At 70.1% G+C, this 21,525-nt stretch carries 19 protein-coding genes; 13 read left to right on the top strand and 6 right to left on the bottom strand.

From position 1 onward, the window contains the following. Positions 1-84: 84 nt before the first annotated feature. On the top strand, positions 85-561 hold the full coding sequence (locus tag B0675_RS02560; RefSeq protein ID WP_081217097.1) for a MerR family transcriptional regulator: 477 nt from the start codon (positions 85-87) through the stop codon (positions 559-561). Further along, positions 558-1,574, top strand: a complete 1,017-nt coding sequence (locus tag B0675_RS02555) for an aldo/keto reductase (RefSeq protein WP_081217096.1) — start codon at positions 558-560, stop codon at positions 1,572-1,574. The genes B0675_RS02560 and B0675_RS02555 overlap by 4 nt, the downstream gene beginning before the upstream one ends. Before the next feature lie 61 nt (positions 1,575-1,635). Here the strand turns inward: B0675_RS02555 and B0675_RS02550 are convergent, their stop codons facing one another. The 3 genes from B0675_RS02550 to B0675_RS02540 form a co-directional block, all read right to left on the bottom strand. Next, complete coding sequence (locus B0675_RS02550) at positions 1,636-2,499, bottom strand: DUF4429 domain-containing protein (protein WP_081217095.1); 864 nt, start codon at positions 2,497-2,499, stop codon at positions 1,636-1,638. A 67-nt stretch (positions 2,500-2,566) separates the two neighbouring features. Continuing rightward, a complete protein-coding gene (locus tag B0675_RS02545) occupies positions 2,567-3,775 on the bottom strand; it encodes an alpha/beta hydrolase (protein WP_081217094.1) in 1,209 nt (402 codons plus the stop codon). Between the two features lie 185 nt (positions 3,776-3,960). Next, complete coding sequence (locus B0675_RS02540) at positions 3,961-4,704, bottom strand: TetR family transcriptional regulator (RefSeq protein WP_081217093.1); 744 nt, start codon at positions 4,702-4,704, stop codon at positions 3,961-3,963. A gap of 132 nt (positions 4,705-4,836) precedes the next feature. On the opposite strand from B0675_RS02540, the gene B0675_RS02535 reads away from it, so the two are divergent. Next, positions 4,837-6,459, top strand: a complete 1,623-nt coding sequence (locus B0675_RS02535; RefSeq protein ID WP_081217092.1) for an MFS transporter — start codon at positions 4,837-4,839, stop codon at positions 6,457-6,459. Positions 6,460-6,707: 248 nt separating this feature from the next. Then, positions 6,708-7,010 (top strand): small hydrophobic protein, encoded by a 303-nt coding sequence (locus B0675_RS02530; RefSeq protein ID WP_081217091.1) that lies wholly within the window; start codon positions 6,708-6,710, stop codon positions 7,008-7,010. Between the two features lie 69 nt (positions 7,011-7,079). Here B0675_RS02530 and B0675_RS02525 read toward each other — a convergent pair whose 3' ends face one another. After that, on the bottom strand, positions 7,080-7,859 hold the full coding sequence (locus tag B0675_RS02525) for a potassium channel family protein (protein ID WP_081217090.1): 780 nt from the start codon (positions 7,857-7,859) through the stop codon (positions 7,080-7,082). A 75-nt stretch (positions 7,860-7,934) separates the two neighbouring features. Further along, positions 7,935-10,682, bottom strand: coding sequence for a pyruvate dehydrogenase (acetyl-transferring), homodimeric type (aceE, locus tag B0675_RS02520; protein WP_081217089.1), 2,748 nt, complete (start codon positions 10,680-10,682; stop codon positions 7,935-7,937). A gap of 467 nt (positions 10,683-11,149) precedes the next feature. On the opposite strand from aceE, the gene B0675_RS02510 reads away from it, so the two are divergent. From B0675_RS02510 to B0675_RS02485, 6 genes are all read left to right on the top strand, one after another. Beyond that, the gene (locus tag B0675_RS02510; RefSeq protein ID WP_081217087.1) at positions 11,150-11,578 is read left to right on the top strand and encodes a DUF3052 domain-containing protein; all 429 of its coding nucleotides are present in this window, start codon (positions 11,150-11,152) and stop codon (positions 11,576-11,578) included. A gap of 206 nt (positions 11,579-11,784) precedes the next feature. Beyond that, complete coding sequence (locus B0675_RS02505) at positions 11,785-12,243, top strand: peroxiredoxin (protein WP_081217086.1); 459 nt, start codon at positions 11,785-11,787, stop codon at positions 12,241-12,243. A gap of 114 nt (positions 12,244-12,357) precedes the next feature. Then, on the top strand, positions 12,358-12,933 hold the full coding sequence (locus tag B0675_RS02500; RefSeq protein ID WP_081217085.1) for a TerD family protein: 576 nt from the start codon (positions 12,358-12,360) through the stop codon (positions 12,931-12,933). Between the two features lie 100 nt (positions 12,934-13,033). Further along, the gene (locus tag B0675_RS02495; RefSeq protein ID WP_081217084.1) at positions 13,034-13,609 is read left to right on the top strand and encodes a TerD family protein; all 576 of its coding nucleotides are present in this window, start codon (positions 13,034-13,036) and stop codon (positions 13,607-13,609) included. Between the two features lie 134 nt (positions 13,610-13,743). Further along, positions 13,744-14,892 carry a DUF475 domain-containing protein gene (locus B0675_RS02490; RefSeq protein WP_081217083.1) on the top strand — a complete coding sequence of 383 codons (1,149 nt, stop codon included), beginning with the start codon at positions 13,744-13,746 and terminating at the stop codon, positions 14,890-14,892. 122 nt (positions 14,893-15,014) lie between these two features. After that, positions 15,015-15,752, top strand: a complete 738-nt coding sequence (locus B0675_RS02485) for a Tellurium resistance (RefSeq protein ID WP_081217082.1) — start codon at positions 15,015-15,017, stop codon at positions 15,750-15,752. Positions 15,753-15,827: 75 nt separating this feature from the next. Here the strand turns inward: B0675_RS02485 and B0675_RS02480 are convergent, their stop codons facing one another. Beyond that, entirely contained in the window at positions 15,828-16,736 is a 909-nt protein-coding gene (locus tag B0675_RS02480) for a TerD family protein (protein ID WP_081217081.1), read from the bottom strand. Between the two features lie 194 nt (positions 16,737-16,930). Here B0675_RS02480 and B0675_RS02475 point away from each other — a divergent pair, with 194 nt between their 5' ends. The 3 genes from B0675_RS02475 to B0675_RS02465 all read left to right on the top strand — a co-directional run bounded on the left by B0675_RS02475 (position 16,931) and on the right by B0675_RS02465 (position 21,521). Then, on the top strand, positions 16,931-18,100 hold the full coding sequence (locus tag B0675_RS02475) for an HpcH/HpaI aldolase/citrate lyase family protein (protein WP_081217080.1): 1,170 nt from the start codon (positions 16,931-16,933) through the stop codon (positions 18,098-18,100). A gap of 155 nt (positions 18,101-18,255) precedes the next feature. Further along, positions 18,256-20,694, top strand: coding sequence for a phosphoribosyltransferase (locus B0675_RS02470; protein ID WP_241539888.1), 2,439 nt, complete (start codon positions 18,256-18,258; stop codon positions 20,692-20,694). Beyond that, positions 20,694-21,521: an HAD family hydrolase gene (locus B0675_RS02465; RefSeq protein WP_081217079.1), complete on the top strand. Its 828-nt coding sequence runs from the start codon at positions 20,694-20,696 to the stop codon at positions 21,519-21,521. The genes B0675_RS02470 and B0675_RS02465 overlap by 1 nt, the downstream gene beginning before the upstream one ends. Positions 21,522-21,525 lie beyond the last annotated feature (4 nt).

Genomic DNA, 21,525 nt, shown 5'->3' with positions numbered 1-21,525 from the left:
AGCCACCCGCCCCCGGGCGCGTCCTCGCATTTTCGGCGGATTCCACTTGCTTCGAGTGCACTCCAAGGTTTTAGCGTGGGGGCCATGACCGTGATGGAGACGACAGCCGAGGCCGTCGAGACCGACGCCGACACCTGCGCCGGACCGCCCGAGGGGGACCGGCGCCCGGACGGCCAGGACAACTACACGATCAGCGAGGTCGCCGCGTACACCGGCCTCAGCGCGCACACCCTGCGCTGGTACGAGCGCATCGGGCTGATGCCGCACATCGACCGCTCGCACACCGGCCAGCGCCGCTACAGCAACCGTGACCTGGACTGGCTCGGCCTGGTCGGCAAGCTGCGGCTCACCGGGATGCCGGTCGCCGACATGGTGCGGTACGCCGAGATGGTGCGCGCGGGCGACCACACCTACCGGGAGCGCTACGAACTCCTGGAGGCGACCCGACGGGACGTCAAGGTCCGGATCGCGGAACTCCAGGACACCCTCGCGGTGCTCGACCGCAAGATCAGCTTCTACGGTGACGCCGGGCGGGCACTGGCGTCGGAGAGGTCCCGATGACGGACAGTAGGATCGCGACGGCACGGCTCGGCGCGGACGGACCCGAGGTCGGTGTGCAGGGTCTCGGCTGCATGGGGATGAGCTGGGCGTACGGGCCGCCGGACGCCGAACAGTCCCGCGCCGCCCTGAGCCGGGCGCTGGAGCTGGGCGTGACCCTCTTCGACACCGCCGACGCCTACGGCAAGGGGGAGAACGAGACCTTCCTGTCCTCCTTCGTCGGAGCGCACCGGGACGACCTCGTGATCGCCACCAAGTTCGCGCTGACCAGCTCGCCGGACGACCCCTACAAGCGGATCGTCCGCAATGACGCGCCCTACATCCGCGCGGCCGTCGAGGCGAGCCTGCGCCGGCTGGACGTCGACGTGATCGACCTCTACTACATGCACCGCCGGGACGTGAACATCCCCATCGAGGAGACCGTCGGGGTCATGGCCGAGCTGGTCCGCGAGGGCAAGGTCAAGCACCTCGGGCTGAGCGAGGTCACGGCCGGCGAGCTGCGGGCCGCCCACGACGTCCACCCCGTCACCGCCGTGCAGTCCGAGTGGTCCCTGTTCAGCCGCGACATCGAGGCGGCCGTGGTGCCCGCGGCCCGCGAACTCGGGGTCGCCCTGGTGCCCTACTCACCGCTCGGCCGGGGCTTCCTCACGGGATCGTTCGCCAACGCCGACGAGGACCTGACCTCGGACGACTTCCGTCGCACGATGCCCCGCTTCACCGGCGAGAACGCGAGCGCCAACGCCGCCCTGCTCGAACCGGTCCGCACGGTCGCCGCCGCGCACGGGGCCTCGCTCGGCCAGATCGCGCTGGCCTGGGTCCAGCAGCGCGCGAGCGTCCACGGACTGACCGTCGTGCCGATCCCGGGGACCACCAAGAGCAGGCGGGTCGAGGAGAACACGGCGGCCACCCGCATCGTCCTGACCGACGGCGAACTGGCCCTCCTGGAGCCGATCGCGGGCAAGGTGGCGGGCGACCGCTACGCGGACATGGCGTTCTCGTCCGCCGGACGCGAGTGAACGCCGGGTAGCCGCCCGGGCATGCCGGGCCTCACCGGGCGGGCCGGACCTGGCGGACGCCCTACAGCTGCGCCAGGAGTTCCGCCTTCTTGGTGGAGAACTCCTCGTCGGTGACGAGCCCCGCCTCGTGCAGCTCGCCGAGGTGCCGGATCCGGTCGGCGATGTCGGCCGGATCCCGGCGCGGCACGGCGGACGCGGTCACCGGCGCGGGGCTCGCGGAGCGCGCAGCGGCGAGGACGGCCGCCGCGAACGGCAGGGACTCGTGGACCGGTCCGTAGCCGAGACCGAAGACCACGGCCGCTGGGTCCTGGTCCGCCTGCGCGGGCTGGGCGATGACCGGCTCGCGCAGCAGCAGACGCAGATGGCCCTCGAACACCTCCGGGGAACGCCATTCGACGCCGCTCAGCGCCGAGACCGGGAACGTCTGGTCGCCGGCCTTCCACTTCGCCGACGAGGCGCCCGTCCAGAACCAGCGGAAGGACACCGCCTTGCCGTCGAAGGACGCCTTACCGTCGTACGCCTTGAAACTGAGGGGCGCCTCGGGCGGTTCCACCAGGAAGCGCTCGGCCGGTTCGTCGTCCGCGGTGAGCCGGGCGCGCAGTTCGTCCGCGTAGTACTCGGCGAGTGTCTCGCTCTCGGCGGGCAGCACCAGGCGATAGGGGTCGCACCCCTCCTTGAGCTGTCCCGCGGCCGCCTCCATGAGGGGGTCGGCGCCGGGTCTCGGCACCGCGCGCAGCACGACCGTGCCCCGCTTCCCGGGCGTGAGCGTCACCGCCGCGACCGCATCGAGAGGGATACGGCGTTCGCCGAGCGCCTGGAACAGCTTCGGCGTGCGGATCCCCCGTTCGAAGCGGATGACCACGGAGTCGGACTCGAACTCCCAGGCGGCATGCAATCCGGCCAGTACGTCACCCATGCGGGCCATCGTATGCGGCACGCAAGCCTCCGTCGCCTCTCCGGGCGGACCGCGATTCTTTCGGTCTCTACGCGCGTCAGGCCGCTGTCGCGGCGGACAAACCCGCCCGGCAGCCGCCGTCGTCGTGCGCGCATCGGACCGCGCGGTACGCGCCAATGCCGATCTCCGCGAAGTTGCGGAGACTTTCCGTTCCCGGCTGGAAGTAGCCGGCGTGTCCCTTCGCCCCGGCGGCGGACAGGAGGCGCGCCCCGAACCCCTTCGACACCGGGTCCGCGCCGTGCCCGAGGCCGCCGACCTCCAGATGGGGCACGTCCTGGATCCAGTCGTCCGCGTCGCGCATCGCCCACACCCGGGCGGTGGTGTGCAGACCGGCGGTGTTCGCCGCCCGCATGCCGGGGCTGCCCGCCACCGCTATGTCGGAGACCCGGGAGGGCAGTGAGTGGGCCGCCACCCCGCACAGCACCGAGCCGTAGCTGTGGCAGTAGAGCGCGATCGGCCTGGTCCCGGGCAGTGCCCGGAGCAGCGCGTTCAGCCGTACCGCGCCTTCCTGGGCGCGCATCGCGGTGGCGGAGTCGATGCCGAGCCCGCTGGGCGCGGTGTAGTCGGCCCACGCGATGACGGCCGTCCGCGCACCGGGGTCGGCCGCGCGCTGCGCCGCGTACAGCGAACTCGCCATGCCGACGGGCGCGGAGTACTGCTTGTCCGTGCGCTGGAAGGTGAGCAGGTCGGTGTCGACGCCGGGCACCACGACGGAGACGCGCCGGGCGGTGTCGAGGTCGCCGAACACCTCGGCGATCCGGCCCGATCCGTTGGGGTCGAAGGCGAGGATCTTCCGGTCGCCGTCCAGCAGTGCTTCGTAGCGGTGCATCCGGCGGCCGGCGTCGTACTGGCCGACGGCGGAGAACCGCTTGTCGTGCGTGCGCCGCTGCTCGACCTTGCGTTCGTGCTGCAGCGCGAGGCGGTTGGCCTGGTACCGCAGGGTCACCGGGGCGCCGTTCATGTTGCCGACCGCGAGGGGATAGCGGTGGGCGAGCCGAGCACGCTGGTGGGCGTCGAGCGTGTCGAAGAAGCCGGCCAGCCGGGCGGGCGTGGCGTCCGGGTCCGGAAGCCGGTGTCCGGCGATGCTGCCGTGCTCCCACGCGGAGCGGGACGCCTGGAGCGGGGAGGGTGCCCGGTGGCTGTGGAGCGCGGTCCAGCCACTGGTGGCCAGCATCACGAACACCACGGCCAGCGCGAGCAGCGCACGCCAGGCGTTGAGTTGGGGGGTGGAGTCGAAGGAAGTCACTGAGAGGACACCCTAGGAGAAGTGGGGTGCCTCCCGTTAAACGAGTGACTGGGATCACGTTTCTGGTGGGGTAATTGGGGCAAACCGGGTTCAGTTTGAGTTAAATAGTCACACTCTGTTGGTGAATTCCTGCGACGCGTGTGCGAGTTGTGACGCTCTGTGCGGGGGCCCGGGGGCCCTCGCCGTCAGGGCCCCGCGGAGGGCTCCGGCGGCCCGGCGGACGGCCGGTCCGGCCGGGTGTCCCACTTCTCCGCCAACGCGGGCCCCACATGGTCGAGATAGGAGGCCGTCAGCTCGCGGATCGCCGCCACGCTGGTGTCCTCGCCCGCGCCCCACCGGCGGCCCGTCACCCGCATCACCCCGCCGAACACCGCGACGGCGATGCGCGGCCGGGGGTCCGCGTCCACGTCGAGGCCCTCGCGCTCGGCGATCAGCCGCGCGATCTCCTCCTCGATCTCCTCCGAGCGGCGCAGATGGGCCGCGAGCAGTGCGGGTGTCGACTCGATCAACTGGTAGGTGCGCATGTGGAGTTCGATCGGCACGACGGCCTCGATCGCCTCGCCGATGGTGTCCCAGCTCTCCAGGACGGCTCGCCGCAGCGCCTCCAACGGGGCCTCGTGGCGCGGTCGTTCGCGCACGGCGTCGATGAAATGGGACTCGCTGAGCCGCTGCAGGAAGAGGGCGGCGTCCTCCTTGCCCGCGAAGTAGCGGAAGAAGGTGCGCTGCGAGACGTCGACGGCCTCGGCGATCTCGTCGACGGTGGTGCGCTCGTACCCCTGGGCGACGAAGAGTTCGAGGGCGGCCCGCAGGAGGGCGTCCCGGGTGCGCTGCTTCTTGCGCTCGCGCAGTCCGGGGCGGGGTGCCGCCGTCGTCGCGGCAGGCGTCGCCGCCGCTGCCGCCGGTCCGGCGCTGCCGCCCGTGTCCGTCATGGTCCCGGAACCTCTCCCTCGCGTCCCTCCCCGAACAGTCGGCCCAGTTCAGCCTATCTGTGAGTAACGTGACAGTTACCGACTTGTGAATTGGTTTGTCAACTGTCAGTGACTGTCACTAGCCTCGAAAACATGACTAGTCAGACCACCATCGACAAGCCGGAGCCCGGCGACAAGGCTCCGGTCTCCCCGTCGGACGGGGCCCCGTCCACGGGCCTGCGCGGCCATCCGTGGTTCACCCTCATCACCGTGGCCGTCGGGGTCATGATGGTGGCGCTGGACGGCACCATCGTCGCGATCGCCAACCCCGCCATCCAGAAGGACCTCGGCGCGAGCTTCGCCGACGTCCAGTGGATCACCAACGGCTACTTCCTCGCCCTCGCGGTCACCCTGATCACCGCGGGCAAGCTCGGTGACCGCTTCGGCCACCGGCAGACCTTCCTCATAGGCGTCCTCGGCTTCGCCGCGGCCTCCGGCGCGATCGGCTTCTCCAGCAGCATCGCCCTGGTCGTCACCTTCCGCGTCTTCCAGGGCCTGTTCGGCGCCCTGCTGATGCCGGCCGCGCTCGGCCTGCTGCGCGCCACCTTCCCGGCCGAGAAGCTGAACATGGCGATCGGCATCTGGGGCATGGTCATCGGCGCCTCCACCGCGGGCGGCCCGATCCTCGGCGGTCTGCTCGTCCAGCACGTCAGCTGGCAGTCGGTGTTCTTCATCAACGTGCCCGTCGGCGTCCTCGCGCTGGTCCTCGGCACGCTGATCCTCACCGACCACCGCGCCGCGAACGCCCCGCGCTCCTTCGACCTCCTCGGCATCGCGCTGCTCTCCGGCGCCATGTTCTGCCTGGTCTGGGCCCTCATCAAGGCGCCGGCGTGGGGCTGGGGCGACGGTCTGACCTGGACGTTCCTGGTCGTCTCGATCGCCGGGTTCGTGCTCTTCGCCCTCTGGGAGAAGCGGGTCAAGGAGCCGCTGATCCCGCTCGCCCTGTTCCGCTCCGTGCCCCTGTCGGCCGGTGTGGTCCTGATGGTCCTGATGGCCATCGCCTTCCTCGGCGGCCTGTTCTTCGTCACCTTCTATCTCCAGAACGTGCACGGCATGAGCCCGGTCGACGCCGGTCTGCACCTGCTGCCGCTGACCGGGATGATGATCGTGGGCTCACCGCTGGCCGGCGCCCTCATCACCAAGGTCGGCCCGCGCATCCCGCTCGCCGGCGGCATGGCGCTCACCGCTGTCTCCATGTTCGGGATGTCCACCCTGGACACCGGCACCAGCAGCCTGGTCATGTCGATCTGGTTCGCGGGTCTCGGCCTCGGTCTCGCCCCCGTCATGGTCGGCGCCACGGAGGTCATCGTCGGCAACGCGCCGATGGAGCTGTCCGGTGTCGCCGGTGGTCTCCAGCAGGCCGCCATGCAGATCGGCGGCAGCCTCGGTACGGCCGTCCTGGGCGCCGTCATGGCCTCCAAGGTGGACAACGACCTCGCGGGCAACTGGGCCGACGCCAAGCTGCCGCCGCTCACCCCGGCCCAGCTCGACCAGGCCTCCGAGGCGGTCCAGGTCGGTGCCGCGCCGGTCGCCAAGGACACCCCGGCCGCGATCGCCGCGCAGATCACGGACGTCGCCCACGACACCTTCATCTCCGGCATGAGCCTCGCCTGCCTCGTCGCCGCGGGCGTCGCCGTCGTGGCGGTGTTCGTGGCGCTGCTCACCAAGCGCGGCGACAACGCCGACGCCGCCGGAGCAGGCGCCGGACACATCTGACGGACGGCGTCACCCGGGGATCGCGTGGCGGAATTTCGCCTATCCGGGTGATCACGCTCAAGTTCCCTCCCGTTCGGCGCACGCCGCAGGTCACAGTGGGTCAAGTCCTCCGTACGGCCTGGAGGACGACCGGGTCTGCGGCGCGCTGCCGGAGGGGGGTGGCGCGCGTGCAGGTCTGTACGCGTGGAACGGGGGTACCCGAGGCATCGACCCGAACCGACCGAGAGGTCACGGGAGTTCAGGAGTTGATGATGGCGGGCTTCGGAAACGGTACGCGCAGGTACCCCCGTTCACGTGGCCGGATGGGACCACGGACCGGGCCGGACAGCGCGACCTTGGGCATCATCGGAGTCGTGTGCGCGGTTGCCGGCTTCTTCACGCTGGGAATCGTCCTCGGGCCGGTCGCGATGATCTGCGGCTGGTTCTCGATGGGGCGCCGCTGGACGGGTTCGGGGCCGGTACCGGCTCTCATCGCCCTCGTCCTGGGAGCGATCGACACACTTTTGGCGATCATCTGGCTGGCGGGCGGAGTCGGCAACGGCCTGCTCTGAGGCTGCGACACCGCTGGTCACCTGTTGTGGGCCCGTACTCCGCCCCGAGCGGCGTACGGGCCCACAGGTCTAGGTGGGGGAGTGCTCCTCGGACCCTGACGGCACAGGGTGCGGGAGAAGACCCGGGGTGCCCGTGAGAGCGGTGAGCTCGGCGCGCAGGGCGCGCACCTCCTCGGTGAGGGCCTCGATCGCCGCGGTCTGCCGGCGTTCCTCCACGTCGTCCTTCTCGAACCGGGAGATGAACCAGGCGGCGATGTTCGCGGTGACCACACCGAGCAGGGCGATCCCCGACAGCATCAGACCGACGGCGAGGACCCTGCCCATCCCGGTGGTCGGGGCGTGGTCGCCGTACCCCACGGTCGTCATCGTCGTGAAGGACCACCACACCGCGTCACCCAGCGTGCGGATGTTCCCGTTGGGCGAGTCCCGCTCCACGGACAGCACGGCGAGCGAGCCGAACATCAGCAGTCCGACGACCGCGCCCCCGACGTACGTCGTCAGCCGGATCTGCGAGGCCATCCGCGCCCGCCGCCCCACGAGCATCAGCGTGGAGACGAGCCGAAGGAGACGCAGCGGCTGGAGGATCGGCAGGACCACCGCGCACAGATCCAGCCAGTGGGTCCGGACGAAGTCCCGCCGCTGACCGGAGAGCGCGAGCCGTATCAGGTAGTCGGCCGCGAACGCCCCCCACACCACCCACTCCACCACCGTGCAGGTGAGGGCCATCGCCGGTGCCGCGTCGCTGTCCACGATCGGCACGGCGTACGCGAGGGCGAAGGCCACCGCGAGGACGAGCAGGGGCCGCTGGGTGTGCAGCTCCCAACGGGCCTGGGCCGATTCTTGCGTCATGAGCGCATCGTAGGAAGAAAGGCGGAGGGGCGGCGGGCCGATCGGCCCGCCGCCCCTCCGCCTCGCCGCGAACGGCTACGCGTCCCCGCCCGCCGCGCCCGGGTCCGCCGCCGACACGTCCAGGAGCTGGTAGCGGTCCACGGCCTGCTTCAGGACCGACCGGTCGACCTTGCCCTCACGGGCCAGTTCGGTCAGCACGCCGACCACGATCGACTGCGCGTCGATGTGGAAGAACCGGCGCGCCGCGCCGCGCGTGTCCGCGAAGCCGAAGCCGTCCGCGCCGAGGGACTGATAGGTGCCGGGCACCCAGCGCGCGATCTGGTCCGGAACCGAGCGCATCCAGTCCGAGACGGCCACGAACGGGCCCTCGGAGTCGGACAGCTTCCGCGTCACGTACGGGACGCGCTGCTCCTCCTCGGGGTGCAGCAGGTTGTGCCGCTCCACGTCGACGGCCTCGCGCCGCAGCTCGTTCCAGGAGGTCGCCGACCAGACGTCGGCCCGGACGTTCCAGTCCTCGGCGAGGATCCGCTGGGCCTCGACGGCCCACGGGACGGCGACACCGGAGGCGAGGATCTGCGCCGGGATGGTGCCCGACGTGCCCGCGGCGTAGCGGTGGATGCCCTTGAGGATGCCCTCGGTGTCCACGTTCTCCGGCTCGGCCGGGTGCTGGATCGGCTCGTTGTACACCGTGAGGTAGTAGAAGACGTCCTCGCCGTGCGGGTGTTCCTCGGTCGAGCCGTACATCCGGCGCAGGCCGTCCTGCACGATGTGCGCGATCTCGAAGCCGAACGCCGGGTCGTAGGCGACACAGCCCGGGTTCGTCGAGGCGAGCAGCTGCGAGTGGCCGTCCGCGTGCTGCAGGCCCTCACCGGTCAGCGTCGTCCGCCCGGCGGTCGCGCCCAGCACGAAACCGCGCGCCAACTGGTCGGCCATCTGCCAGAACTGGTCGCCGGTGCGCTGGAAACCGAACATCGAGTAGAAGACGTAGACCGGGATGAGCGGCTCGCCGTGGGTGGCGTACGCCGAACCCGCGGCGATCAGCGAGGCCGTGCAGCCGGCCTCCGAGATGCCGTCGTGCAGCATCTGGCCGGTCGGCGACTCCTTGTAGGCGAGGAGCAGTTCACGGTCCACCGACTCGTACTGCTGGCCGAGCGGGTTGTAGATCTTCGCACTCGGGAAGAACGAGTCCATGCCGAACGTGCGGTACTCGTCGGGCGCGATCAGCACGAACCGCTTGCCGATCTCCTTGTCCCGCATGAGGTCCTTGAGGAGCCGCACGAAGGCCATGGTCGTCGCGATGGACTGCTGACCCGAGCCCTTCTTCACGCTCGCGTACGTCTTGTCCTCGGGCAGCGCCAGGGGCTTCGACCGCACGACGCGCGTCGGGACGTACCCGCCGAGCCCCTTGCGGCGGTCGTGCATGTACTGGATCTCCTCCGAGTCCCGGCCCGGGTGGTAGTACGGCGGCGCGCCGTCCTCCAGCTCCTTGTCGGAGATCGGCAGGTGCAGCCGGTCACGGAAGCCCTTGAGGTCGGCGACCGTCAGCTTCTTCATCTGGTGCGTGGCGTTGCGGCCCTCGAAGTTCGGCCCGAGCGTCCAGCCCTTGACCGTCTGCGCGAGGATCACCGTCGGCTGGCCCGAGTGGGTCTTGGCCGCCGAGAACGCCGCGTAGATCTTCTTGTGGTCGTGCCCGCCGCGGCCCAGGTGCAGGATCTGGTCGTCGGTCATGTTCTCGACCATGGCGCGCAGCCGGTGGTCGTCGCCGAAGAAGTGGTCGCGGATGTAGGCGCCCGTCTCCGTGGCGTACGTCTGGAACTGGCCGTCCGGCGTGGTGTTCAGCCGGTTGACCAGCACGCCGTCGCGGTCCTGCGCGAGCAGCGGGTCCCAGGTGCGGTCCCAGACCAGCTTGATCACGTTCCAGCCGGCGCCGCGGAACTGCGACTCCAGCTCCTGGACGATCTTGCCGTTGCCGCGCACCGGGCCGTCGAGGCGCTGGAGGTTGCAGTTGACGACGAAGGTCAGGTTGTCCAGACCCTCGCGCGCCGCGATCGAGAGCTGGCCGAGCGACTCCGGCTCGTCCATCTCGCCGTCGCCGAGGAACGCCCAGACGTGGGACTTGGAGGTGTCGGCGATACCGCGCGCCTCCATGTAGCGGTTCATCCGGGCCTGGAAGATCGCGCCGAGCGGGCCGAGGCCCATCGAGACGGTCGGGAACTCCCAGAAGTCCGGCATCAGCCGCGGGTGCGGGTACGAGGACAGCCCGTAGGGCGCCTTCGACTTCTCCTGGCGGAACGCGTCGAGCTGCTGCTCGGAGAGCCGGTCCAGGAGGAACGCGCGGGCGTAGATGCCCGGCGAGGCGTGCCCCTGGAAGAAGATCTGGTCGCCGCCGTCGCCCTCGTCCTTGCCGCGGAAGAAGTGGTTGAAGCCCACGTCGTAGAGCGAGGCGGAGGAGGCGAACGTCGCGATGTGGCCGCCCACGCCGATGCCGGGGCGCTGCGCCCGGGAGACCATCACGGCCGCGTTCCAGCGGGTCGCGTTCAGGACCTTGCGCTCGATCTCCTCGTTGCCGGGGAAGAACGGCTCGTCCTTGGTGGCGATCGTGTTGACGTAGTCCGTGCTGCGCATCTCGGGCACGGCCACGCGCTTCTCGCGGGCCCGCTCGATCAGCCGCAGCATCAGATAGCGGGCGCGCTCACGGCCGCGCTGGTCGACGGCGGCGTCGAGGGAGTCGAGCCACTCCTGAGTCTCCTCAGGGTCGAAGTCCGGGACCTGGCTGGGAAGGCCGCCAATGATGACCGGGTTGCGATCGGATCCGGAAGCCACGCTGTTCCTTCGCTGTCAGAGGGCTGTCTGCGGTGGGTTTCCCCTGTATCTGCACCGTTCCCCATCGTGTACCTCGGGAACGCATACGTCATCTCTACTTAGGGGTAACCGAGACGCTCGTGCAGACCGCTGGGACGGGCCCGACCAAAACGCAACGATACGCTCAGTACGTGACGCGTTCCGCAAAGCCGTTCGGTTCTCGTAGGCTCCAAGGGTTCCGAAGTTCATAAATGGGGCAGAAGGGTGTGGTGCGCGTCACGAGGCCTGATGAAGGCCCACCGGGAGTTGCGTCGGCACTGCCAGGATCGTCACCGTTTCGGCGGTCTCGACGGCCGGGTACTTGCGCGATCCGCTCCGCCCGTGTGGACTACGGCCAATGCTGCGCGCACGCGCGTGGCTGAGACTCCCCCGAGCTCTGGACGAGCGGGGGGAGACCCCAATCCCGAAACATGATCAGGAGGCAAGCCGTGAGCGCGACCGCGGACCACGCGGAGGAGCGGACCAACCCGGCCGCCAGGCTGGGGTTCGAGCCCGGACAGGTGGTCCAGGAGATCGGCTTCGACGACGACGTTGACCACGAGCTCCGTGAAGGCATCGAATCGCTGATCGGCCAGGATCTGGTCGACGAGGACTACGACGACGTCGCTGACGTGGTGCTGTTGTGGTTCCGGGACGAGGACGGCGATCTCACGGACGCACTGGTGGACGTCATCGGTCTCCTTGAGGACGGCGGCATGATCTGGCTGCTGACCCCGAAGACCGGCAGGGACGGTTACGTCGAGCCCAGCGACATCAGTGATGCCGCACAGACAGCCGGCCTCTCCCAGACGAAGAGCATCTCCGTCGGCAAGGAATGGTCGGGCACCCGCCTGGCCACCCCCAAGTCGAAGCGCTGAGCTGCAGCCCCGTCTGCAAGCAGAGCATCCGTGAGGCCCCCGCCGAGCCACCTCGGCGGGGGCCTCACGCATGCCCGCGACCACCCGGACGGCGCCCGTCCGTCCGTCCCGTGATCCACCCGCCAGGACCGCACCGGGGCCCGGCGACGATCACTGCGTACGCTGGTCGTCACCCGAACAGACCTGTGGAAGGGAAGCGAGTGAGCATGACCGTCGACGTCGGTACCAAGGCACCGGACTTCGAGCTGAAGGACAACCACGGCGCCACCGTGAGGCTCTCCGACTTCCGGGGCGAGAAGAACGTGGTGCTGCTGTTCTACCCTTTCGCCTTCACCGGGGTGTGCACCGGCGAGCTGTGCTCCCTGCGTGACAACCTGCCGCAGTTCACCGAGCGCGACACCCAGCTGCTCGCCGTGTCCAACGACTCCATCCACACCCTGCGCGTCTTCGCCGAGCAGGAGGGCCTGGAGTACCCGCTGCTGTCCGACTTCTGGCCGCACGGCAACGTCTCGCGCGCCTACGGCGTCTTCGACGAGGACAAGGGCTGCGCGGTGCGCGGCACGTTCATCATCGACAAGGAGGGCGTGGTCCGCTGGACCGTCGTCAACGCCCTGCCCGACGCGCGTGACCTGAACGAGTACGTCACGGCGCTCGACACCCTGTGATTCTTCGGTTCCAAGCCCTGCGGGGCACGGGAACCCGTCACTAGGATCGGATCGTTGATCCGATACCAACGCACCTACGGGGCGCCCCGCCCCTGAACACCATTGGGAGGACTCGTGGGAGTCAGCCTCAGCAAGGGCGGCAACGTTTCGCTGTCGAAGGAGGCCCCGGGACTGACCGCGGTCATCATCGGTCTGGGGTGGGACGTCCGCACCACCACCGGCACGGACTTCGACCTCGACGCCAGCGCCCTGCTCACGAACGACCAGGGAAAGGTCTCCGGCGACCAGAACTTCGTGTTCTTCAACAACCTGAAGAGCCCGGACGGCTCGGTCGAGCACACCGGTGACAACACCACCGGCGAGGGCGAGGGCGACGACGAGCAGATCAAGGTCAACCTCGCCACCGTCCCGGCCGACGTCCAGAAGATCGTCTTCCCGGTCTCGATCTACGACGCCGAGAACCGCCAGCAGTCCTTCGGCCAGGTCCGCAACGCCTTCATCCGCGTGGTGAACCAGGCGGGCGGAGCGGAGATCGCCCGCTACGACCTCTCCGAGGACGCCTCGACGGAGACCGCGATGGTCTTCGGCGAGCTCTACCGCAACGGCGCGGAGTGGAAGTTCCGCGCCATCGGCCAGGGGTACGCCTCGGGCCTGCGCGGCATCGCGCAGGACTTCGGCGTCAACGTCTGAGCCCTCGGGCCTCAGCCGTCCGGCCCGGCGCCGCACCTCTCCGGTGCGGCGCCGGGCCCGCTGTACCAAGTGAAGATCGACCTCGGGGAGGACCAGCATCATGGGTGTCACACTCGCCAAGGGGGGCAATGTCTCCCTCTCGAAGGCCGCGCCGAACCTCACACAGGTGATGATCGGGCTCGGCTGGGACGCGCGCTCGACCACCGGAGCCGACTTCGACCTCGACGCCAGCGCCCTGCTGTGCAACGGCGGCCGGGTGCTCGGGGACGAATGGTTCATCTTCTACAACCAGCTCAAGAGCCCGGACGGCTCGGTCGAGCACACCGGTGACAACCTCACGGGTGAGGGCGAGGGCGACGACGAGTCGATCCTGATCGACCTCTCCAAGGTGCCGGCCAACGTCGACAAGATCGTCTTCCCGGTCTCCATCCATGACGCGGACAACCGCGGCCAGACCTTCGGCCAGGTCAGCAACGCCTTCATCCGTGTCGTGAACCAGGCCGACGGCCAGGAACTCGCCCGTTACGACCTGTCCGAGGACGCCTCGACGGAGACGGCGATGATCTTCGGCGAGGTCTACCGCTACAACGCCGAGTGGAAGTTCCGCGCGGTCGGCCAGGGATACGCGTCGGGGCTGCGGGGCATCGCACTCGACTTCGGGGTGAATGTTTCCTAGGCCCGCCTGTTTCGGTCGAAGGCGGCCCTCTACACTTCGTGGTCAACAGTAGGTAAAGACGAGTGCGGCGCGGGGGAAACCCTCCTCCGAGCGACCGCTGGGGGTGCCCCCACCACACGATGATTGGGTAGCCAGTGCTTCTGAAAACCTTCGGCTGGTCGTTCGCGATTACCGCGCTCGGTCTGGTCGCAGCGGCCTTCTACGGGGGGTGGACCGCCTTCGGCATCGTGGCGATCCTGGCCGTCCTGGAGATCTCGCTGTCCTTCGACAACGCGGTGGTCAACGCCGGAATCCTGAAGAAGATGAGTGCCTTCTGGCAGAAGATCTTCCTCACCGTCGGTGTCCTGATCGCCGTCTTCGGCATGCGCCTGGTGTTCCCCGTCGTCATCGTCGCCATCAGCGCCAAGATCGGCCCGATCGACGCGGTCGATCTCGCGCTGAACGACAAGGACCAGTACCAGCAGCTGGTGACCGACGCGCACCCGTCGATCGCCGCCTTCGGTGGCATGTTCCTGCTGATGATCTTCCTCGACTTCATCTTCGAGGACCGGGACATCCAGTGGCTGCGCTGGATCGAGCGTCCGCTCGCCAAGCTGGGCAAGGTCGACATGCTGTCGGTCTGCATCGCCCTGATCGTCCTGCTCATCACCTCCTTCACCTTCGCGGTCAACGCCCACCAGCACGGCGGCGGGCACGCCGACAAGGCGCAGACGGTGCTGATCTCCGGCATCGCCGGTCTGATCACGTACATGGTCGTCGGCGGGCTCTCCGGCTACTTCGAGGACCGTCTCGAAGAAGAGGAGGAGCGGGCCCACGAGGAAGAGGAGGAGGCCGAGCGGAGCGGCAAGAAGAAGCCGGCCGTCGTCCTCGCCGGGCAGGCGGCGTTCTTCATGTTCCTGTACCTGGAAGTGCTGGACGCGTCCTTCTCCTTCGACGGTGTCATCGGCGCCTTCGCCATCACCAACGACATCGTGCTGATGGCGCTCGGTCTCGGCATCGGCGCCATGTACGTCCGGTCGCTCACCGTCTACCTGGTCCGCCAGGGCACCCTCGACGACTACGTCTACCTGGAGCACGGCGCGCACTACGCGATCGGCGCGCTCTCGGTGATCCTCCTCGTCACCATCCAGTACCAGATCAACGAGGTCATCACCGGCCTCGTCGGCGTCATCCTGATCGCCTGGTCCTTCTGGTCCTCCGTGCGCCGGAACAAGGCGCTCGCCGAGGCCGAGGGAAAAGCCCCGACCTCGGACGAGAAGGCTGAGGTCTCGTCCGGGGTGTGACACCCCTCCGCCGTCCGGGGTGTGACACGGCCCCGGTTGAGGAACGCTCTGAGCGGGGCGGCCGTAGAGGACAGGTCCTCTACGGCCGCCCCGCCGCATACCGAGGAACGTGGGGGGCGGAAATGGGCATCTGGCAGGACCTGTGGCGGGGGCGCTCGGCGGACTTCGACTCCGGCAGCGCGGCCACCAACTCCATCGAGCTGACCAAGCGCAACCACACGGTCTCGCTCACCAAGCAGGGCGCGGCCACCGGCAACCTGCGCATCAACCTCTCCTGGCGGATGCGCACCTCCGACATCGGCGGGCCGCACCGCGAGAGCCTGCTGCGCCACCCCTTCCGCACCTTCAAACCGGAAGTGGTCCAGGCGCACACCCAGAGCATGGTGAACGTCGACCTCGACCTCGGGGTCATGTACGAGCTGACGGACGGCACCAAGGGCGTCGTCCAGCCGCTCGGCGGCTTCTTCGGCGAACTCAACGGTCCGCCGTTCGTGAAGCTCAGCGGCGACGACCGTTTCGGTTCCGGCTCGGGCGAGACTGCCTTCGTCAACCTCGACCACCGCGACGACATCAAGCGGCTGCTGGTCTTCGTCTACATCTACGACCAGACCCCGGCCTTCGACCGCACCCACGCCATCATCACGCTCTACCCGAGCAACGGTCCGCGCATCGAGATCGGCCTCGACGAACGCCACCCGCAGGCCCGCTCCTGCGCCGTCGTCATGATCGAGAACAACAAGGGCGAGCTGACCGTGCGCCGCGAGGTGAAGTTCGTGTACGGCTTTCAGGCCGAACTCGACCGCCTCTACGGCTGGGGCCTTCAGTGGGGCCGCGGCTACAAGTCGAAGGTCGAGCGCTAGGAGGACCCTCGGGCCCTGCTCCGGGCGGCGGGCCGCAGGGCGACCCCGCCCGGTGGGCGGTGCGGGGCTCCGGGCTCAGCGGCCGATGAACTGCGGTCCCTGCGGCGGCAGCCGGAAGTCCGGGTCCGGCCCCGCGCCGACGGCCTGCGGGAAGCCGTACGCGGGCGGCGCGGCCGGCGCGGTCTGGGGCTGCGGATAGCCGTAGGCGGACGGGGCGCCCTGCTGGCCGGCCGGCTGCGGATAGCCGTACGCCGGTTCTGTCAGGGCCGCCGCGGCCGGCTGCGGATAGCCGTACGCGGGCTGGTGCGGCACCGGAGCCGGCTGCTGGGGGAGCGGCGGGACCTGCTCGGGCGGCAGCGGCACCGAGGTCTCCGGAGTGCCCGCGGGCGCCGCCCAGGTGCTCGCCTCCGGCGCGGAGGCGGCCGCGGCGGCCGCCGCCTCGGACTCGTCCACCGAGATCCCGAAATCGGTCGCGAGACCGACCAGACCATTGGAGTAGCCCTCGCCCAGCGCCCGGAACTTCCAGCCCTCACCGCGCCGGTACAGCTCGCCGCAGATCAGCGCGGTCTCGGCGCCGGTCTCCGGCCTGACGTCGAAGTACGCCAGCGGTTCACCGTCCGTGACACCGGCGTCGTACAGCAGAATGCGCAGATCACGTACGCGATCGAAGGTGACGTCGTCCGCCGATGCGACCAGCAGAATCTGTCCGACTCCGGACTCGACACCCGCCAGATCTGTCTGGATCGTGTCGGTGAGGCCCTCGGCGCCACGCTTCTTGCCGAGCCGCCACACCTTGCCCGACGGATGGCGGGGCTGGTTGTAGAAGACGAAGTCCTCGTCGGATCGCACACGACCGTCGGGGCCGAGGAGCAGCGCCGACACATCGACATCGGGGACACCCTGCCCGGGCGTCCAGCACAGGACGGCGCGCACCGCTGTGGCGTCCAGCGGGACGTTCGACCCCTTCGGCATGGCGTGCGTCATACGGCCATCCTGCCCTCTCGGTCCTGGTCACGACAATGCGGGGTCGACCCGGAACCGGCGAGTGTTGGACACGGCCGAGTTACCTGGATTTCACGCCCGGCGGGAACCCCTGACATTGATCCATACGTACTATTACCGGCCACATCACATCCGGCCCAGCAGCCGCAGCCCACTAGCCGCCACGGGGGAGTCTCATGCGTCATTTCGGTCACATCACCCCGGAAGAGCGGCAGCGCCTCTTCCACCGCGAGCCCGGCGTCTTCACGGCCGACTCGCCGGCCCGCGTCCTCGCCGCCGCCCTCGGCGCCACCCTGTACAGCCCGGCCACCCGGCCGCAGCTCGCCGACGACATCGTCAAGCAGACCACGCGGGGCGTGGTCTCGATGGTGCTCTGCCTGGAGGACTCGATCGACGACTCCGAGGTCGTGGGCGCCGAGGAGAACCTGGTCCGCCAGTTCACCGACCTGGCCGCACGTCCCGACACCGGAGAGACCCCGCTGCTGTTCGTGCGGGTCCGTCACCCCGAACAGATCCCCGACCTCGTGCGGCGCCTCGGCCCCGCCGTCCGGTTGCTGTCCGGATTCGTGATGCCGAAGTTCACCGAGGAACGCGGCATGCCGTTCCTGGAGGCCCTCGCCTCCGCCGAGGCCTCCAGCGGCCGCCGGCTCTTCGCCATGCCGGTCCTGGAGTCCCCCGAGCTGCTCTACCGCGAGTCACGCGTGGAGACCCTGGAGGGCATCTCCCGCGCCGTCGACAAGTACCGCGAGCGCGTCCTCGCCCTGCGCCTCGGCGTCACCGACTTCTGCTCCTCGTACGGGCTGCGCCGGGCCCCCGACATGACGGCGTACGACGTGCAGGTCGTCGCCTCCGTGATCGCCGACGTGGTGAACATGCTGGGCCGGGCCGACGGCACCGGCTTCACCGTGACCGGACCCGTGTGGGAGTACTTCCGGGTCCAGGAGCGCATGTTCAAGCCGCAGCTGCGCCGCAGCCCCTTCCTGGAGGGGCAGGCGGAGGAGCTGCGCGAGACACTGATCGAGCACGCCATGGACGGTCTGCTGCGCGAGATCGCTCTCGACCAGGCCAACGGCCTGATGGGCAAGACCTGCATCCACCCGTCGCACGTGCTGCCCGTGCACGCGCTGTCCGTGGTCAGTCACGAGGAGTTCAGTGACGCGCAGGACATCCTGCGGCCCGAGCGCGGCGGCGGAGGCGTCCTGAGGTCGGCGTACACGAACAAGATGAACGAGGTGAAGCCGCATCGCGCCTGGGCGGAGCGCACCCTGCTGCGCGCCGAGGTCTTCGGGGTCGCCCACGAGGACATCGGCTTCGTCGAGCTGCTCACCGCCGGACTGCCCGAGTGACGCGGCCCGGCCGGGCGACGCGGAAACCGATCACCGAGGACTTGATGAACACCCCTGCGCAGGACCCGAACGACCCCGCACGACCGGCCGGGCCGGACCTGCCGGACCTGCCGGCCGGGGGGAGCGCCCCGGGCGGCGGACCGGGCCAGGGCGCCGTGCCTGACGCGCCCTGGACGGGATCCTGGGTCGCCGAGCGGCTCGGCGTCGAGCTGGTCGGCGACGAGCGGCTCAGCGGGATGCTCGGTCTCGCGCTGCGGCGCAACCCCAAGCGCGCCCACCTGCTCGTCTCGAACGTGCTGGGCAAGCACGTGCCGCAGTCGCCCTCCGTCGTGCACGGCCAGGGCGTCGCCCTGGGCCGGCGCGTGCGCGACCTGCTGGGCACCGAGGAGGCCCGCGAGGCTGTCGTCCTCGGGTACGCCGAGACGGCCACCGGGCTCGGTCACTCGGTCGCCGACGGGGTGGGCGTCGCCCCCTACCTCCACTCCACCCGCCGTCCCGTCGCCGGTGTCGCGCGGGCCGGCGGTTTCGAGGAGGCCCACTCGCACGCCACCTCGCACCTGCTCCTGCCCGAGCATCCGGACCTGCTCGCCGGTCCCGGACCGCTGATCCTCGTCGACGACGAGTTCTCCACCGGCAACACCGTCCTCAACACGATCCGCGACCTCCACGAGCGCTACCCGCGCGAGCGGTACGTCGTGGTGGCGCTCGTCGACATGCGGTCGGAGGCCGACCTGGCCCGCTTCGAGCGGTTCGCCGCCGAGATCGGCGCCCGCGTCGACCTGATCGCGGCCGCGTCGGGCACGGTGCGTCTGCCCGAGGGCGTCCTGGAGAAGGGGCAGGCACTGGTCGCCGAGCACGAGCGGGAGGCGCCCGACGCCCCCGCCACCGGGAGCCCCGGCCGGGCCGTGCGCGTCGAGCTGGGCTGGCCCCGCGGCCTCCCGGACGGCGGACGGCACGGATTCACCCCGGGCCAGCGAATACGCCTGGACGGTGCCCTGCCCGCGATGGCCGCCCGGCTCGCCGAAGCCCTGCCGGGCGACGCCCGCCGCGTACTGGTGCTCGGCTTCGAGGAGCTGATGTACGCGCCGCTGCGCCTCGCCCGCGAGCTGGAGCAGCTGGTCTCCGCCGAGGTCCGCTTCTCCACGACGACCCGCTCCCCGGTCCTCGCACTCGACGACCCCGGCTACGCGATCCGCAGCCGCATCGTCTTCCCGGCGCACGACGACCCGGACGACGGCCCCGGACCCCGCTTCGCCTACAACGTCGCGGGCGGCGGCTTCGACGCCGTCGTGGCGGTCGTCGACTCCACCGCCGACACCCCCGCACTGCACGCCCCCGACGGCCTGCTGGCCCGGCTCGCGGCGCACACCCCGAGCGTCCTGCTCGCCGTCGTCCCGTCGTACGTCCCCGCACGGCCGTCCGCCGAAAGGCCCTCCATGCTGCCCGAGCCCCTCCGCGGCCCCGCCTTCTCCTCGTACGCTTCCGACGAGGTCGGCTGGCTGCTGCAGGACCTCTCGGACGTGACGCTGGAGGCCCCCACCGAGGAGCGCGAGGAGGCCATCCAGAGCGGCGGCGCCCACTACGCGGAGTCGCTGCCGGTGGAGTACCAGCCGAGCACCCAGTACCAGGAGCTGTTCCACGCGGCCCTCACCACCTCGGCCGCCCGGATCGCCGAGGCCGTCGGCGCCGTCACCGAGGTCGTCCTCGCCGAGCGCTCCCCGCGGCCCGTCCTCGTCTCCCTGGCCCGGGCCGGCACACCCGTCGGCGTCCTGATGCGCCGCTGGGCCCAGCACCAGCACGGCCTGGACCTGCCGCACTACGCCGTCTCCATCGTCCGCGGCCGCGGCATCGACGCCAACGCGCTGCGCTATCTCGCCGCCCACCACGACCCGGCCGACGTCGTGTTCGTCGACGGCTGGACGGGCAAGGGTGCCATCACCCGCGAACTCGCTGACGCCATCGCGGAGTTCGAGCAGGCCGAGGGCGTCTCGGGCTTCGACCCGGAGATCGCGGTGCTCGCCGACCCCGGCTCGTGCGTCCGCACGTACGGCACCCGCGAGGACTTCCTCATCCCCTCCGCCTGCCTCAACTCCACGGTCTCCGGGCTCATCTCGCGAACGGTGCTGCGTTCCGACCTGGTCGGCGAACACGACTTCCACGGCGCGAAGTTCTACCGCGAACTCGCCGGGTCCGATGTCTCCGTCGAGTTCCTGGACGTCGTCGCCGCCCACTTCCCCGACGTCGCCGAGTCGGCCCGCGACCGGGCGAAGGAACTGCTCGCCGCCGACCGCACCCCCACCTGGGAGGGCTGGGCCGCCGTCGAGCGCATCAGCGAGGAGTACGGCATCCACGACGTCAACCTCGTCAAGCCGGGCGTCGGCGAGACCACCCGGGTGCTGCTGCGCAGGGTCCCCTGGAAGATCCTCGCGCGTGCCGGAGCGGGCGCCGACCTCGACCACGTCCGGCTGCTGGCCGGACAGCGCGGGGTGCCCGTCGAGGAGGTCGGCGAACTCCCCTACACCTGTGTGGGGTTGATCCACCCGAAGTTCACGCGCGGCGCGACCGGTGCCGACGGCAAGGCGGTGACCGCCTGATGTCCGCGACCAAGGTGCTCGTCGCCAGCGACCTCGACCGCACGCTCATCTACTCCTCGGCGGCGCTCGCGCTGACCATGCCGGACGCGCGGGCGCCCCGGCTGCTCTGCGTCGAGGTGCACGAGAGCAAGCCGCTGTCCTACATGACGGAGACGGCCGCCGGGCTGCTCACCGAACTCGGCGACCTCGCGCACTTCGTGCCCACCACGACCCGCACCCGCAAGCAGTACCAGCGCATCAACCTGCCCGGGCCGGCACCCGAGTTCGCGATCTGCGCCAACGGCGGACACCTGCTCGTCGACGGGGTCTCCGACCTGGACTGGCACCGGAGCGTCATGGACCGGCTCGCCTCCGAGTGCGCGCCGCTCGCGGAGATCCGGGAGCACCTCGAGAACACCGCGGACCCGGTCTGGGTGCGCAAGCACCGGATCGCCGAGGACCTGTTCGCCTACCTGGTGGTGGAGCGGGAGCTGCTCCCCGAGCAGTGGGTGAAGGACCTGGCCGTCTGGGCGGAGAACCGCGGCTGGACGGTCTCGCTCCAGGGCCGCAAGATCTACGCCGTGCCGAAGCCGCTCACCAAGAGCGCGGCCGTGCGGGAGGTCGCCCGCCGCACCGGCGCCGTCCTCACCCTGGGTGCCGGTGACTCGCTGCTCGACGCGGACCTGCTGCTCGTCGCGGACCGCGGCTGGCGCCCGGGTCACGGCGAGCTGGCCGAAGCGGACTGGACGGCACCGGCGATCACCGCGCTGCCCGAGCGGGGCGTCGCGGCGGGGGAGCGGATCCTCCGCGAGTTCGTGCACGCCTGCGCCGCACCCGAACTCGTCTGATACA

Origin of the sequence: Streptomyces sp. M41(2017), from assembly GCF_002078175.1 — a bacterium.
GTDB lineage: Bacteria > Actinomycetota > Actinomycetes > Streptomycetales > Streptomycetaceae > Streptomyces.
This window is presented reverse-complemented; position numbering and strand designations above follow the sequence as displayed.

Bases quoted from the DNA above. Each gene is read 5' to 3' on its own strand.
- B0675_RS02560 (WP_081217097.1), top strand. From the start codon at position 85: ATGACCGTGATGGAGACGACAGCCGAGGCCGTCGAGACCGACGCCGAC.
- B0675_RS02555 (WP_081217096.1), top strand. From the start codon at position 558: ATGACGGACAGTAGGATCGCGACGGCACGGCTCGGCGCGGACGGACCC.
- B0675_RS02550 (WP_081217095.1), bottom strand. From the start codon at position 2,499: ATGGCCCGCATGGGTGACGTACTGGCCGGATTGCATGCCGCCTGGGAG.
- B0675_RS02540 (WP_081217093.1), bottom strand. From the start codon at position 4,704: ATGACGGACACGGGCGGCAGCGCCGGACCGGCGGCAGCGGCGGCGACG.
- B0675_RS02535 (WP_081217092.1), top strand. From the start codon at position 4,837: ATGACTAGTCAGACCACCATCGACAAGCCGGAGCCCGGCGACAAGGCT.
- B0675_RS02530 (WP_081217091.1), top strand. From the start codon at position 6,708: ATGATGGCGGGCTTCGGAAACGGTACGCGCAGGTACCCCCGTTCACGT.
- B0675_RS02525 (WP_081217090.1), bottom strand. From the start codon at position 7,859: ATGACGCAAGAATCGGCCCAGGCCCGTTGGGAGCTGCACACCCAGCGG.
- B0675_RS02505 (WP_081217086.1), top strand. From the start codon at position 11,785: ATGACCGTCGACGTCGGTACCAAGGCACCGGACTTCGAGCTGAAGGAC.
- B0675_RS02495 (WP_081217084.1), top strand. From the start codon at position 13,034: ATGGGTGTCACACTCGCCAAGGGGGGCAATGTCTCCCTCTCGAAGGCC.
- B0675_RS02485 (WP_081217082.1), top strand. From the start codon at position 15,015: ATGGGCATCTGGCAGGACCTGTGGCGGGGGCGCTCGGCGGACTTCGAC.
- B0675_RS02480 (WP_081217081.1), bottom strand. From the start codon at position 16,736: ATGACGCACGCCATGCCGAAGGGGTCGAACGTCCCGCTGGACGCCACA.
- B0675_RS02475 (WP_081217080.1), top strand. From the start codon at position 16,931: ATGCGTCATTTCGGTCACATCACCCCGGAAGAGCGGCAGCGCCTCTTC.
- B0675_RS02465 (WP_081217079.1), top strand. From the start codon at position 20,694: ATGTCCGCGACCAAGGTGCTCGTCGCCAGCGACCTCGACCGCACGCTC.